The organism is Acinetobacter tjernbergiae DSM 14971 = CIP 107465 (genome assembly GCF_000374425.1).
GTDB lineage: Bacteria > Pseudomonadota > Gammaproteobacteria > Pseudomonadales > Moraxellaceae > Acinetobacter > Acinetobacter tjernbergiae.
In genome coordinates this window covers 148,154-163,298 of the sequence record NZ_KB894354.1, presented here as the reverse complement: position 1 = coordinate 163,298, position 15,145 = coordinate 148,154, and the positions used below count along the sequence as shown (strand labels likewise).

The 15,145-nt window shown below is 38.2% G+C and carries 16 protein-coding genes; 8 read left to right on the top strand and 8 right to left on the bottom strand.

Features of this window, described 5'->3' with window-relative positions:
* Positions 1-7: 7 nt before the first annotated feature.
* Positions 8-769, top strand: coding sequence for a nitroreductase family protein (locus C502_RS0102050; protein WP_018677203.1), 762 nt, complete (start codon positions 8-10; stop codon positions 767-769).
* 2 nt (positions 770-771) lie between these two features.
* Here the strand turns inward: C502_RS0102050 and C502_RS0102045 are convergent, their stop codons facing one another.
* Both C502_RS0102045 and C502_RS19620 read right to left on the bottom strand, forming a co-directional pair.
* Positions 772-1,086: a YqfO family protein gene (locus tag C502_RS0102045; RefSeq protein ID WP_018677202.1), complete on the bottom strand. Its 315-nt coding sequence runs from the start codon at positions 1,084-1,086 to the stop codon at positions 772-774.
* 67 nt (positions 1,087-1,153) lie between these two features.
* On the bottom strand, positions 1,154-1,279 hold the full coding sequence (locus tag C502_RS19620; RefSeq protein WP_018677201.1) for a KGW motif small protein: 126 nt from the start codon (positions 1,277-1,279) through the stop codon (positions 1,154-1,156).
* A 112-nt stretch (positions 1,280-1,391) separates the two neighbouring features.
* Here C502_RS19620 and C502_RS0102035 point away from each other — a divergent pair, with 112 nt between their 5' ends.
* Entirely contained in the window at positions 1,392-2,060 is a 669-nt protein-coding gene (locus C502_RS0102035) for a prolyl hydroxylase family protein (protein ID WP_018677200.1), read from the top strand.
* Between the two features lie 43 nt (positions 2,061-2,103).
* On the opposite strand, the gene C502_RS0102030 is transcribed toward C502_RS0102035, so the two are convergent.
* The 6 genes from C502_RS0102030 to C502_RS19225 form a co-directional block, all read right to left on the bottom strand.
* A complete protein-coding gene (locus tag C502_RS0102030) occupies positions 2,104-2,517 on the bottom strand; it encodes an NUDIX hydrolase (RefSeq protein WP_018677199.1) in 414 nt (137 codons plus the stop codon).
* 124 nt (positions 2,518-2,641) lie between these two features.
* On the bottom strand, positions 2,642-3,115 hold the full coding sequence (locus tag C502_RS0102025; RefSeq protein WP_018677198.1) for a CC0125/CC1285 family lipoprotein: 474 nt from the start codon (positions 3,113-3,115) through the stop codon (positions 2,642-2,644).
* Positions 3,116-3,371: 256 nt separating this feature from the next.
* Positions 3,372-5,183: a tetratricopeptide repeat protein gene (locus C502_RS0102020; RefSeq protein WP_018677197.1), complete on the bottom strand. Its 1,812-nt coding sequence runs from the start codon at positions 5,181-5,183 to the stop codon at positions 3,372-3,374.
* 84 nt (positions 5,184-5,267) lie between these two features.
* Complete coding sequence (gene purL / locus C502_RS0102015; protein ID WP_018677196.1) at positions 5,268-9,098, bottom strand: phosphoribosylformylglycinamidine synthase; 3,831 nt, start codon at positions 9,096-9,098, stop codon at positions 5,268-5,270.
* A 494-nt stretch (positions 9,099-9,592) separates the two neighbouring features.
* Complete coding sequence (locus C502_RS0102010) at positions 9,593-9,916, bottom strand: hypothetical protein (protein ID WP_018677195.1); 324 nt, start codon at positions 9,914-9,916, stop codon at positions 9,593-9,595.
* Positions 9,917-10,066: a hypothetical protein gene (locus C502_RS19225; RefSeq protein WP_018677194.1), complete on the bottom strand. Its 150-nt coding sequence runs from the start codon at positions 10,064-10,066 to the stop codon at positions 9,917-9,919. It abuts the gene before it with no gap.
* A gap of 70 nt (positions 10,067-10,136) precedes the next feature.
* Between C502_RS19225 and C502_RS0102000 the strand changes: the two genes are divergently transcribed.
* From C502_RS0102000 to C502_RS0101975, 6 genes are all read left to right on the top strand, one after another.
* A complete protein-coding gene (locus C502_RS0102000; protein ID WP_018677193.1) occupies positions 10,137-11,477 on the top strand; it encodes a deoxyguanosinetriphosphate triphosphohydrolase in 1,341 nt (446 codons plus the stop codon).
* 61 nt (positions 11,478-11,538) lie between these two features.
* Positions 11,539-11,811, top strand: a complete 273-nt coding sequence (locus C502_RS0101995; RefSeq protein WP_018677192.1) for a type II toxin-antitoxin system TacA family antitoxin — start codon at positions 11,539-11,541, stop codon at positions 11,809-11,811.
* Positions 11,808-12,305: a GNAT family N-acetyltransferase gene (locus C502_RS0101990; RefSeq protein ID WP_018677191.1), complete on the top strand. Its 498-nt coding sequence runs from the start codon at positions 11,808-11,810 to the stop codon at positions 12,303-12,305. Before C502_RS0101995 ends, C502_RS0101990 begins: the two co-directional genes overlap by 4 nt.
* A gap of 34 nt (positions 12,306-12,339) precedes the next feature.
* On the top strand, positions 12,340-12,942 hold the full coding sequence (gene ruvA, locus C502_RS0101985; RefSeq protein ID WP_023274566.1) for a Holliday junction branch migration protein RuvA: 603 nt from the start codon (positions 12,340-12,342) through the stop codon (positions 12,940-12,942).
* A gap of 18 nt (positions 12,943-12,960) precedes the next feature.
* Entirely contained in the window at positions 12,961-13,956 is a 996-nt protein-coding gene (gene ruvB / locus C502_RS0101980) for a Holliday junction branch migration DNA helicase RuvB (protein WP_018677189.1), read from the top strand.
* A gap of 143 nt (positions 13,957-14,099) precedes the next feature.
* On the top strand, positions 14,100-15,011 hold the full coding sequence (locus tag C502_RS0101975) for a hypothetical protein (RefSeq protein WP_018677188.1): 912 nt from the start codon (positions 14,100-14,102) through the stop codon (positions 15,009-15,011).
* Positions 15,012-15,145: the final 134 nt, after the last annotated feature.

Genomic DNA, 15,145 nt, shown 5'->3' with positions numbered 1-15,145 from the left:
ATCACTCATGACAGATCAAACAAAAACCGAAAAGAATCGTTATTACGAAGCTGCCCCACAAGATATTGATGTGGCTAACTTTCGCAAAGTGATTGAAAGTCGCCGTTCCGTGCGTAAATTTACCGATAAAGCGATTCCAACTGAAATTTTAGATGATTGCTTAGATTTGGCATTACTTGCGCCCAACTCATCAAATTTACAGCCTTGGACTTTTTATGTGGTGCAAAATCCAAGTAAGAAAAAACAATTAGTCAAAGCTTGCTTAGGGCAACTTGCGGCTAAAACTGCTGCTGAATTAATTGTATGTGTGGCACGTACAGATCGTATTGATGAAATGGCAAAACGTAATATTAGCGAATTTCCATTTCCTGAAGCTCCGGCGATGGTACAAAAATATTATCGTTTTATTCCATACAATTATAAAACAGGTTACTTCAATGCCTTGGGTAACTTTAAAAAAGTAGCATTCAAAGTGGTACGAACGCTAGATAAACAACTGCCTGTAACCGCTTTTAATCCTGCTGACACCCAACTCTGGGCGACAAAAACCACTGCATTAGCCTGTGAAAATCTAGTATTGGCTTTACGTGCTTATGGTTTTGATAGCTGTATGATGGAGGGCTTTGATGAACCTTTGGTTCGTAAAATTTTGAAATTAAACGATCAACAATATCCAGTCATGGTGATTGGTGCAGGTGAACGTGCCAAAGATGGTGTGTTCTTTCCGCAATATCGTTTTGACCGTAATTTGTTTATTCAAAAAGTTTAATCTTAGTGAATATCCAAAATTTGCAGAAATTCAAAGGCAGGCTCTTCATAAGGATGGCTTGCTTTTAATGCTTTTGCTACAGCACTGGCTTTCTCTTCTGAGACAATCGTTTCAACTCGCCATTCTTCAAGTTGTTCCAACTCATCCAATTGCCCTAAAAAGGGATTTGCACCGTTAACAGGCTTAAATTGCCCCATTCCTTTCACTTGCCATGCACAAGCTTCATAGTTGCCGATACCCCCTGCTCCTACTGCAAAAATGGCTTGTTTAGTCGACTCAAGATGAGATTCAGGTACATAATAAATGAGTTTTAACATAAGTCGGGTATCTGAAATATTTAAATCATAATTCGATCATAACCTTAAAAATACAGAAATATCAAAGCTAAATATTTATCACAAGGTAACTTATGACAATAAATAGCATTTGAATCACTAAAGTTAAGCTAAACCAAAACCAGCCTTTATCTTTGGTATCAATCATTCTTATTTGATTTTCATTTTTCATCATTTTATTCACCTTTTTTGACATTTACTACAGAGCAGAATGCAAAATTTGAACCATTTAAAAGAATAGAAATAGAAAACATGATGATGGTAAAATAATCACTTTCTAACTCAACATGATAGGTCATCAAAATGGGATAACATCCAAGCAAACACTTTTGCTACAACAAGAAAAACGACACACACATCAGCACTCACCTTTGATTTTTACCGTAGATAAAGTTTTCTCACATGCAGAATGTCTGTCGTTTATAGAACTTAGTCATCAATATGATTATGAAACAGCCGATATATTTGTAAACTCAACTCGTCAAATACGCAGCAATGTTAGAAATAACAAACGGGTGATTTATGATGATCTTCAACTTGCCGAAACACTGTTTTCCAAACTTAAATACTTTTTACCTGAACAATTGAATGGTTGGACATTAAGTCGCTTAAATGAACGTTTTCGTTTTTATCGTTATGAAAATGGTGAAACGTTTAAACCACATTGGGATGGTATTTATGAAGTGAACGATTGGCACAGTAGCCAACTTACTTTATTAATCTATCTGAGCGAAGATTTTACAGGTGGCGAAACGATTTTTTATCGGGATAGCGGTATGCTCAAACCTTGTAAAGAAACCCAAATCACCAATATAAAACCAAAACTTGGGCAGATTCTGGTCTTTGAGCATCAACAGTTACATGAAGGCGCACCTGTCCTTTCAGGTCAGAAATATGTACTACGTACCGATGTGATGTATAAACATCCGATGATATTAGAATCTAAAGATTGCTAAATCCAACAAACTTATAAAGGTAAGAGTCATTTTATGATGGCTTTTACTTTTTCGAATCAAAATATATCTTTATAAAACCCAAAGATTCCTGAAAAGTCTCATGCCAATCTTCACTAGGTTTTTGATGTAAAGGATACCAAAAGAACTCAAACTCTAAACCACCATCATCATGACAATAATGCAACCAAGAGTCAGAAGTCACTTTAGTAATTTCACATAAATAGAAATACCAATTCTGTTGATTAAATCTAAGCGAAAGATTTCCCATAAACGTTGGATTTGCCTCAGCGACTAATCCAGACTCTTCAAATAATTCACGAACAGCAACCTGCTCATGTTTTTCATCTTGTTCTATTGTTCCCTTGACCAATTGAGTCCCTGCAAGTGGATGCCGAAAAGCCAATATTTCCAAACCTTGCTGTTGATGCCTTAAAACAACAGGAACAATTTTCTTCATGATTTCCTTCACACAATAAGACATTTTTAATGTATTCAATTAAAAATAGTCCCTCACGCTCATTCAAGCCAAGCAAAAATCATAGCCCAAATGAAATCTATCTCGATCTGTTCTAGCTTAAATTTTATTTCATTCCAATCTGGTATTTATTCTTAATAGATTCATTAATAGAAGCCGAAGCGTATATTCTACTTTCAGCACTTACATTTTCAGTTGCACATCCAACTTCGATTGTAGATTTTGGAGAATATAGCTTAGATGAACCATCACTATTTCCAAGGATACGATTTTCTATTGAACTTGAAAATGCATTCACTTTATGTGACTGAGGAAATGCGAGACTCCCTATATTTTCATTCGCAGAATTTAACACTTTAAAATTTGTGCATCCTCCCGCAATCATTAGCTCAGAAGCTCTCAACAATGCAAAATCACTTGCGCGTTCTTGCGATGTTTTTTCATTTCCTTTAAATGTCACTCTGAAATGATTTTGGGATAATTGAGTTTCAGCAAACCCCTGTTGCCCTAACAAAGCATGAGGCTGATAAGCTGTTGAACACCCTGTTAATAGAATAGATAAGATCAGTATTTTTTTCATTGTTTTATTCCCCTCTCGAATAAAGTAAGAATATCACACCCAAATCCCATTAAAACGATTTATTAATAAAAAATATTTATTATCAATAACTTAAATTTAATTGATTTGTATAGTTTATTTCTCTATAAAATCTATAACTTGTTAAAAAAAATGCCACTAAAAAAGTAGCATTTTCAACAATTGATGTTTATTTAGCCAATAAATTTAGGTGTATTACAGCACCATCAAACATCATTGTTACATAGTATAATGTCTATTATCTTTTCCAGAACATCCACTTGGGTGTTTGCTCACGTATTAACTTTTGAATGCGCTCTATACCAGCGAGAGCGTCTTTATTAGAAAGGCGATAAAATTTTTCATATTCAGGATTTGGCTTACCATTGATTGTTTTAGGAAAAAGTTGGGTATCCTTTAAAGATGCTTCATAAAGCTCTTGAGCATATTCTAAATTCTGCTCAACAATAATACCATTTTCATAAAAGTAACCCATCTGATAATAGGCGTACCAATTGTCTTGCCCCATCGCTTTGCTCACCCAGTAATAAGCTTGCTCATAATTAATTTCCGTGCCCCAACCTTTTAAATACCAATCTCCAACTTGTGATTGGGCTGCATCGTCTCCTCTTTTTGCCATTTCCACATAAAGCAGTGTACGGAATTTCGCCCCATCCTTAATAAAAGGTTTGTATATATCGTTTGCAGTTTTTCTAATTTCTTCATTACTATAATTTTGTGGCTGAGCTAATATTCTTTGAGCTTGTTTTAAAATCGTATCTTCGGAAAAACTCTCTAATAATTGCCATGCTTCTTGTTGCATGTTTTCGATTTGATCAATACCTGCACTCAACACTTCTTTCAAATGTTTTTGGGCTAAATCTAAATTTTTTTCAACACCACGTCCTTGTAAATACATCCGACCTAAAGATAAATGAGCAGCAACCACATTGCTTTCGGCTGCTATTGAATACAATTCAATAGCGATATCCAAATCTTGTTCTACACCTAAACCATGTTCATATTTATCAGCAAGATTATTGGTCGCAATAACATTTCCAAGATTTGATGATTCCTGATACCAACGAACAGCTTGTTTATAATCCTGCACAACACCTATGCCGTCTTGGTACATCCAACCTAAATGATATTGGGCATTCATCAATGCAGTGAGTTCTGTTTTGGGTGCTTGATTAACAATATGAGTGTAATGAAAAAAAGCTTTTTCAGAACTGATGATTTCTTTGTTAATTTCTCGATAACCTTGATGATGAGGTGCTAAAAAACTCGATAACCAACCAAAGCGATAATATGAACCTAAGGCCAGTTTTGCTCGCCAACTACATTGTTTCTCTGCCAACGCTAAGATCTCTACACTTTTGGCCAAATCCTGTGTAGTACCTATTCCATTTGCATAGCGATTTGCCAATTCATAACTTGCGACACAATCTCCTAACTCAGAAGCTTCCTTATAAAAACCGAAGCTACGTTGATGATCTTTTTCAATAATACGACCAATGAAAAATTCTAAAGCAAATTCACAAATTGCAGGGGTAAATTCGGATTTCGCTGCTTGTACAAGAGACTGTAAATAAGTATCAAAATTTTGTTGCGGATAAGCAATACATTTCGCCTGATAAAATAAAGCAAGCCCATTATTATCCTGAATCAGTTGGGCAATTTTTTGCTCAATAAAAGCATGATTTTTTTCATTCGTTTCCTTAAGTTGCTCATCTCTCATTAAAAAACCAAGTAAACGAAAAACATCAGAACGCAAAATTAATGTTTCTGTTGTAGTGTATGCCCCCTCTAAATCACCAAATTTAATAGGCTGCTCAGCTAGTTCTTTTTGTCGATCTGTATCTGTATGAATGACTCTAGGATAAATTACAGGATTATCTGAATTAGGATGCATTAATGCCACACCAATGACTTTTCCTGCATTTGTTTTTACAACATCCCATACTTTCATTACAGGTGATTCAAACGCATAACGTTCATCATTTTTACTTAAATAAAGAACAATATCCCCACGTTTAATTTCTTCGCCTGTTAAATAATACAATGTCATTTTGATTTTCCTTTTTATATTTTTTAAATTAAAAAAAACCACCTTAAATTCATTCAAGGTGGTTTTTTGACACGCTAAATTAGATTAACCAATAAATTTACGTGCATTACGGAACATACGTAACCAAGCACCATCTTCCGCCCAATCTTCTGGCTTCCATGAATGCTGTAAAGCACGGAAGTTACGCTCAGGGTGTGGCATCATGACGGTTGCACGACCATCTTTAGAAGTCTGACCTGTAATCGCTTCAGGCGAACCATTTGGATTCAACGGATAGTGTTGAGTTGGATTACCCAAACTATCCACATAACGCAAGATCACTTGATTCTCAGCATTTAAAGCAGCAATCTGCTGTTCAGTTGCAACCAAACGACCTTCCCCATGCGCAACAGCGATTGGTAAAATCGAACCTTGCATATCTTCGAGTAATACAGAAACTGATTTTTCTACACGAACGTTCACGGCACGAGCTTCAAATACTTCTGAGGTATTGCGGTGGAAACGTCCCCAATGCTCTGCACCAGGAATAAGTGGTGCAAGTTGTGACATCATTTGACAGCCATTACATACACCTAAGCTAAACGTATCTTCACGATGGAAGAATTGTTCAAACTGATCACGTAATTTCGGGTTGAACAATACTGATTTCGCCCAGCCACCACCAGCACCCATGACGTCACCGTATGAGAAGCCACCACACGCCACTAAGCCTTCAAAGTCGCTCAAGCTCACACGACCTGCAAGCAAGTCACTCATGTGTACGTCGATGGTATTAAAGCCGACTTTGTCAAAAGCAGCTGCCATTTCAACATGACCGTTCACACCTTGCTCACGCAAGATTGCCATGTTTGGACGACGTGTATTGATAAACGGGGCTTCAACAGGCTCATTTAAATCATAAGTTGCTTGTGCAATTAAACCTTTATGATTTTGATCTGCAATCAACGAAAATTCTTGATCCGCAGTTTCAACGTTGTCACGCAAACGTTGGATTTGATGCGATACTTCCGCCCATGCTTGTTGTAATTCAGCACGTTCTAAAGTCAAACCATTGACAGCCAATTGGTCAGTTGTATTGACACGACCTACAACCGCAATTGCATCTTTCAAACTTGATGCTGCAACTTCAACTTCTAATTGCGCCCAGTCAGCAGCTGTGATTTCCAGTACAGCACCAATTTCTTCAGCAAATAAACTTTCAGTTGATTGATTTTCTAAGGCTACACCTAAGCGTGAAGCAAACATCATTTCAGCAACAGTCGCCAATAGACCGCCATCACCGATGTCATGATAAGCCTTGATTAGGCCACGATTGTTCCAGTCTTGAATCAAGGCAAAGAATGCTTTGAAGTCATCAAAACTATCCACATCAGGTGTAACAGAACCAATCGCTTTATATACTTGTGCAAGGATCGAACCACCTAAACGGAATTGACCTTTAGACAAATCAATACGTACAAGTACTGAGTCTGCTAAGTTCTTAAGTTCAGGTGTTAATGTTTTACGTACATCTAAAACAGGTGCAAATGCAGTGATCACACCTGTCATTGGAGAAGTTACGGCTTTATCTTCGCCGTCATTCCACGTGGTACGCATTGAAAGTGAATCTTTACCAACTGGAATTGCAATACCTAATGCAGGACACATTTCCATACCAATCGCTTTTACACCTTCAAACAAAGCTTGGTCTTCACCTTTTTGACCTGCAGCTGCCATCCAGTTTGCAGAAAGTTTGATATCACTAATTTGTTCGATATTGGCACAGGCAATATTGGTAATCGCTTCCGCAACTGCTAAACGAGCCGATGCAGCAGGATTCAACAATGCAACTGGTGGACGTTCACCCATTGCCATTGCTTCGCCTGTGAAGCCTTGCAAGCTAGTGGTGGTTACAGCAGCATCAGCAACAGGAACCTGCCAACGACCTACCATCTGATCACGTGCAACCATACCTGTAATCGAACGGTCACCAATGGTGATCAAGAATGATTTAGACGCAACTGTTGGATTTTTCAATACACGGAAAATCGCATCTTTTAAATCAACTTTCGCAGCATCAAAGTCGTTACCCGTACGCTCAATCGTTTCATACGAACGTTGCATACGCGGTGTACCGCCCAAGATCACCTGCATTGGGATATCAACAGGCTTGTTCTCAAACAACGGATCTTCAACCGTTAAGTGACGCGCTTCAGTCGCCTCACCCAATACTGCAAACGGACAACGCTCACGTGCACAAATTTCTTCAAATTGTTCTAAAGACTCTGGGCGAATCGCAAGTACATAACGTTCTTGCGCTTCATTTGACCAGATTTCCATCGGGCTCATGCCTGGCTCTAATGATGGAATTTTACGAAGATTAAGCACTGCACCTAACTCATGATCATTCACAAGTTCAGGCATAGCATTAGATACACCGCCCGCACCGACGTCATGCACAGACACGATCGGGTTAAAGTCTTCTAAGCGCCAGCATGTATCAATGACTTCTTGGCAACGACGCTCCATTTCTGGATTTTCACGTTGCACTGAAGCAAAGTCCAAGCTCTCACCCATCGTACCGCTGTCTACAGAAGACGCTGCGCCACCACCAAGACCGATCAACATTGCAGGGCCGCCCAATACAATGAGCAAGTCACCCGGTTGGATCGCATCTTTTTCAACATGGTCAGGACGGATGTTACCGTAACCACCTGCAATCATAATCGGCTTATGGAAGCCTTTCACGTCACCATTGACATTCTGTTCAAAAGTACGGAAATAACCATTTAAAGCTGGGCGACCAAATTCGTTGTTAAACGCCGCACCACCCAATGGACCTTCGATCATGATTTGTAATGGCGATGCCATACGTGAAGGTTTACCATAGTTATCTTCCCAAGGTTGTTCAAAACCAGGGATATTTAAGTTCGAAACGGTAAAGCCAGTTAAACCTGCTTTTGGTTTACCACCACGACCTGTTGCACCTTCGTCACGGATTTCACCGCCCGAACCTGTTGCAGCACCTGCAAATGGAGCAATTGCAGTTGGATGGTTGTGTGTTTCAACCTTCATTAAAATATGAGCAGCTTGGCTCTTATATTTATAAACGAAGTGACCATTTTCATCCGCTTTCGGATAAAAACGCATCGTGTCATAACCCACGATCACAGACGCGTTATCTTTATATGCTGATAACACATCGGTTGGAGATTCTTTATAGGTATTTTTAATCATTTGGAACAATGATAATGGCTGTTTTTCACCATCAATTGTCCATTCAGAACCAAAGATTTTATGACGACAGTGTTCAGAGTTTGCTTGTGCAAACATCATCAATTCGATGTCGTTTGGATTACGACCGAGTTTGGTAAATGCTGCAACTAAATAATCAATTTCTTCGTCAGAAAGTGCAAAACCAAATTCATTATTCGCTTTTACTAACGCTTCTTTACCTTGGCTCAAAATATCAATTGAGTTCAATGGCTTCGGCGCTGTTTCTGAGAATAGAGCTTTTGCATCATCAATCTGAGCAAAAACACTCTCTGTCATACGGTCATGTAAGCCCAATTTCACTTCATTCGAAATCTCTTTCACACCTTTCAGTGTAAATAACAGACCACGCTCTAAACGGTGAATAGGCGTATTACAGTTTTGGAAAATATCCGTTGCTTTAGATGACCACGGCGAGATTGTGCCGACACGCGGTGTTACTAAAATTTGGATTTCATCACTTGCAGCTTGGCGAAGTTCGAAAGATTGACCATCGTTTAAAAGTTGTAATGCCGATTGATGTTGCTGCTCGTTGAGCGCTTGATCAAACAAATAAACCCACTGGCTGTCAAAAGATTGAACAGAACTCATTGACGCTAAACGGTTTAAGAGTTGAGCTTTCTTAAAAGAAGAATGTGCTGATGCACCGGCCACGATAAACATGTTGACTTTGGCTCCACGGGCGGGTCTAACGAACCTACCACAATGTGACTTATGAGAGAGCGCATATTCTACTGTGAAAGGCTCATTTCAGCTAGCCATATCCATCTTAAAAATCAGAGTTTTCTATTGCAAATAGCTTAATTTCTTATAGCTTTATAGGTTTTACGATATTCGTAACAATTCATTTACTTTGATATGTAGAGAAAATTTCATCCTCCAACTCATCCAATAGAGGCTCTAACCCGACCTCTTCAATGTGGGTGCCGAAATCAACAAATCCTCTCGCCTTGCTCAAATCTTGGATACAGCATTAAATTCTTCCTCAATCACTGAAACAGATAGGCTGTAATAATCTTGTTGCCTCGTTTCACCTAATAACTATCAAAGTGAGACAAACTGATTTATGAGTGAGTTAAATAAATTTTAGTTAAAATCATAAACAAACCAATTTAACGCTTTACCGTACAACGATGGAACGAGGCAAACAGCCATAATTAAATCTGTCTTGTTCTATATTCTTCTATAAAATTATTCAACCATTTAATATAAGCCAATTTATCTGGAGTATGATTTAAAACCTCATAATAATAAACTCTAAGTGCAACTTCAAAATATCCCCAATGCTCCCAAAGTTCTTGATTCTCAGGCGCCAAGCCATAAATCCCTACAAAACGCTCATTTGTAAATTTAGAATAATAACTATTAATTAAAGAATTAACATCCAATTGAGAGTTTTTAAAAACCGATTCAAAATGAGAGCTAACTCCCATAAAAAAGTGTATTACTTCTTCATTATCACCCACACTTAATACCGTCATTTACTTATCTACCATATATTTGCCTCGTTCCACCGCTGTGCGATGGAATGCCAAACCAGCTAACCTTTTAATAAAATTTACTATTTTCACTTCAAGGTATGCATACAACAATCCTAACGCAGACGCAAAAAATTTTAAACGCCAAACCATGTCGCCCTGCTCTAGTGCTTTAATCTTTTTTTTGGCATGATGATCTTGAACTCATAGTGAATAATGATAAATGGAACAAATGCGTTGGTTGGAATTGCTTTCTGCAATTCGTTTAGGTAGTAAAAAAAGCAGTACAGAATTGGCTCGAAGCCCATTCCACAAAGATTATGACAGAATTATATTTTCCCAAAGTTTTCGTCAATTAAATAGAAAAACTCAGGTTCATCCACTGACTCAACATGATGGCATTCACACTCGACTGACTCATTCGCTTGAAGTCTCTTGTATTGGTCGTTCACTTGGCATGTTAGCCGCAGAAAAAATCAAAGATGAATTACCAATGTGGATTTCTCCCGCAGATGTCGGTGCGATTATCCAAGCAGCTTGTTTAGCGCATGATATTGGTAATCCTCCCTTTGGACATGCAGGAGAATATGCGATTCGTGAATGGTTTGATGATGCGTCACATCGTGACTTTCTCAGCCAATTAACGCCCGAAGAATCCGCCGATGTACGTCAATTCGAAGGTAATGCACAAGGACTACGCCTGCTCAGTCGTATTGATTACCATCCTGATGATGGTGGTATGCGTTTGACCTGTGCCACACTTGGTGCTTATTTAAAATATCCGTGGTTATCTAAAACGATTGAAGAACAAGCTGATACACCCTCACACCAAAGAGCAAAATTTGGTTGCTATCAATCTGAAAAAGAAATCTTAAAACAATTGGCTGAACAACTCGGCTTGATTCAACTTGGCGAGTATCACTATTGTCGTCATCCGCTCACTTATTTATTAGAAGCTGCCGATGATATGTGTTATGCCTTAATTGACTTAGAAGATGGCATCATCCTCAATATGCTGAGTTACGATGAGGTTGAACCAATTTTTCTGAATTTGATTGCCGACTTTGGTCGTCCTGAAGAGTTGCACTTACCCCATACCACATGGCAGCAAAAAATCGCAGCTTTGCGTGGGCGTGTGATGAAACGTCTAGTTGATGAAGTCACCACTGCTTTTGCCAAGCATCATTATGAAATTATCACAGGTCAACTCAAAGGCAGCCTTTTACAGTATTGCTCACCCGATATTGAAATAGGCATTCAAACGGCGAAGAATCTTGCCAGAGATCGAATTTTTGAACATCCTCAAAAATCAGGTTTAGAAATTATCGCACACCAGAGCTTACAAACGATTTTGGATGCTTTTATCCCATTAACCATGCCACATAAGACCTTGAGCTTTAAAGAACAACGTTTGATGTCTATTTTGCAACATTCAGGTGTGAGCCTTCAGAACAATCATTACAACAATATTATGCAAGTCCTAGATATTATTAGTAAATTCTCAGACCATCAAGCTTATAGCTTGGCGCAAGAGCTGCAAGGCAATAAAGTAGGTTTTTTTTAAATTAACAAATCACTATTCGTGTGCCATAATGGCACATAAATTTCAATTTAGTAGGTGAATCATGTCAGCCTATCATCCCCGAATTACAGCTCGTGTTGATGAGCAAACACAAGCGTTATTGCTGCAAGCTGCCAATTTATTGGGTATGCCAAGTTTGAATGCATTTGTGCTCAGTGCCGCAATTGAAAAGGCTAAACAAGTTCTGATTCAAGAGCAAAGCTTACAACTCAATGAAAAAGATGTATTGGCATTAATAACAGCATTGGATCAACCTATTCAAGTTCATTCAAAACTTAAACAAGCGGCTCAACATTATCGTCAAACACAAGAATGAATATTATTTTACTGGATAAACAACAGCATGATCGGCAACGTTTTGATTGCAAAAATCAGGTGTTGAATCAGTATTTAAATCAAATTGCTAGCCAACAAGCACAAAAAGACAATGCCCGAACGTATGTCCTCATGGATCCCATCAACCCTGCATGGATTATGGGATTTTATACATTAACCATGACGTCATTAGATCTGTCATCGTTGCCACAAAGCTTGCAAAAAAAACATGCTTCTGTGCATTCAGCAGGCTTAATTGCACGTTTGGCGGTGGATCACCGTTATCAGAAGCAAGGTTTCGGGGCAATTTTATTATTAGATGCCTTACACCGCCTATATCAAGCGAGTGCAATTGTGGCATTTCCACTGGTACTAGTTGATGCAAAAGATGGAATTGCTGAATTTTATCAACAATACGGATTTCAGGCATTAAGCCAATATCCAAACAAACTGTTTATGACAATGAAAGACGTTGCTCATAACATTTCAACCTAATTTTTTAAATCATTTTATTTTAGAAGATAATTTCATGATCGGATGTTTAATTGGCGAAGTGTTTGCCCTAGAAGCCCCAACCGTATTGCTGAATGTAAATGGTGTCGGCTATGAAATAGATACACCACTTTCGACATTTTGCCAATTACAAAAAGGACAGAAAGTCACTTTATGGACACATTTGGTGGTTCGTGAAGATGCACAGCAACTGTATGGTTTTAGTGATGCGCAAGAAAAAATCATTTTCCGTACTTTACTCAAGGTCAATGGTGTCGGCCCTAAAATGGCGCTCGGTATTCTTTCGACATTGAGCGTGGACATGCTCATCCATACAGTCGAACATGGTGATGTAAAAACACTGGTTAAAGTACCTGGTGTTGGTGCAAAAACAGCAGAACGTTTAATGATAGAACTGCGTGATCGTTTTAAAGCATTCTCAAGCACTACTGCTTCAAATAATTCCACATCAACCCAAATACAGTTCACTGGAAACTCTGCTGTTGCAGAAGCGGAAGCCGCTTTACAATCGCTTGGCTATAAACCACTTGAAGCACAAAAACTAATTCAAGCTGTTAAAGCTGACTTTACTGAAGCAAGCGATATTATCCGAGCTGCGCTTAAATCATTGAATAAATAAAGATAGACTGAATTCATTATGCAAGACCGTTTAATCAGTGGTTCTGAAAAACCAGAAGATCATTTTGATCGTGCGATTCGACCAACCTCACTCGCAGACTATATTGGTCAGCCTGTCGTACGTGAGCAAATGGAAATCTTTATTGGTGCTGCACGAGGTCGTGGTGAAGCACTCGACCACACCTTGATTTTTGGCCCACCAGGTTTAGGTAAAACCACCTTAGCCAACATTATCGCACGAGAAATGGGTGGCAATTTAAAATCCACCTCTGGCCCAGTTTTAGAACGTGCTGGCGATTTAGCAGCAATGTTGACCAATCTAGAGGAAGGCGACGTCCTGTTTATTGATGAAATTCATCGTCTATCACCCGTTATTGAAGAAATCCTCTATCCTGCAATGGAAGATTATCAACTCGATATTATGATTGGCGAGGGTCCAGCTGCTCGTTCAATTAAACTTGATTTACCTGCATTTACCTTAGTTGCTGCAACAACTCGTGCAGGGCTACTCACCTCGCCTTTACGTGACCGTTTCGGCATCGTGCAACGTTTAGAATTCTATTCTGTTGAGGATTTAACGCATATTGTCACTCGCTCAGCCAATTTAATGGATGTGCCAATTACTAAAGAGGGTTCAACAGAAATTGCTCGCCGTGCACGTGGTACTCCACGTATTGCCAATCGTTTATTACGTCGCGTTCGAGATTATGCGCAAGTGAAAGGCACTGGCGAAGTCACCCAAGATATGGCGCAACGTGCATTGGACATGCTCAATGTCGATAAAGATGGTTTAGATACTTTAGACCGCCGTTATCTCAGTATGTTACTTGAACGTTTTGAGGGTCGACCGACTGGTGTTGAAGCACTAGCCGCCGCGATGGCAGAAGACAGTGGAACGCTTGAAGATGTGATCGAACCTTATTTAATCCAACAAGGTTATGTGATGCGTACTGCGCGTGGTCGTATAGCAACCAATATGGCTTATTTACAGTTTGGTATGACACCGCCTGAATAAAAAGATATATAAGATGCCTTTTCAATATGAAAAGGCAGAATAATAAGTTTAATAAACATTATAAAAATTATTTTTTTGTTATAATCACCCACTTAAAGTAATTAATTATTTTAAACACATAAAATTAAGACATAGGGTTAAAAATGACAAACAAGATACTAGCTTCTGCATTATGTACTGGAACTTTATTATTAACAGCATGTGGAGGTGGCGACTCTAGCAATGAAAACCATACAACAACTAGCAACATAGATTATAGCAAATCAGAAACAATTGATTTAATTACACCACCAATAGTGGCCTTAAGTACAATAAAGTACAATCCTCTCTATTTTATCAACAAACTTGCTAATGATATAGATTTTTACGCAGATGAAGAGATTAATACAGGAGATGGAAAAGCAACTTGTGAATCAGGTACAATTAAGAAAAATGCGAATGGTTCTTTCACCATAAACAATTGTAAAAATTTAAAAATGAACAATATCACTTATGGTATTGTTATTTCAGGTACAATACAAAGTGTTGAAAATTTTAATGAAAAGACCCAAGAATTTATTTCCAATGACCTAACCTTAACCAATTTTACTATTAAGTATGATGATAACGAAACTGAAAAGTATAATGGCAAAGTACTACAAACATATACCTTTAATGAAACCACTAAAGATCTAAGAGTCGATTATAAAATTAGCAATATGTCGTTTACTTGGAGTGACAATACCAATCAAGAAAGTTATAACTTAACAGATTATCTACTCACAGAAACATATAATGTTAGCACTTATACGACAACCAAAGCCCAAGCGATAGGTAAACTACAAGCGAACATAGATCGCCAAAAATTTTCTGTAAACTTTAATAGTAATCGTGAATATAGTTTATATAACCCATCACCAAATACAGCAGTTATTAACATTGAAGATGCTAACAACGCTAAAAATGCAATTACGATTAAAAATTCAACGGCTGGAAAAGTTCTAATCAGCGCATTTGCGAACGGGACATCTCTATCGGGTTATCCTAAGATTGTAGACTGGGACTATTTTGAATAATCCTACTCTTTTACTACTTTAAGTTAAGCCTTCAGAAATGGAGGCTTAATTTTTCAATGATCTAGCAATATGTTATTTATTACTATTCCCATCCTAAGATTGACGCAATATCATTCCCTCAATTGCTCGCAGTA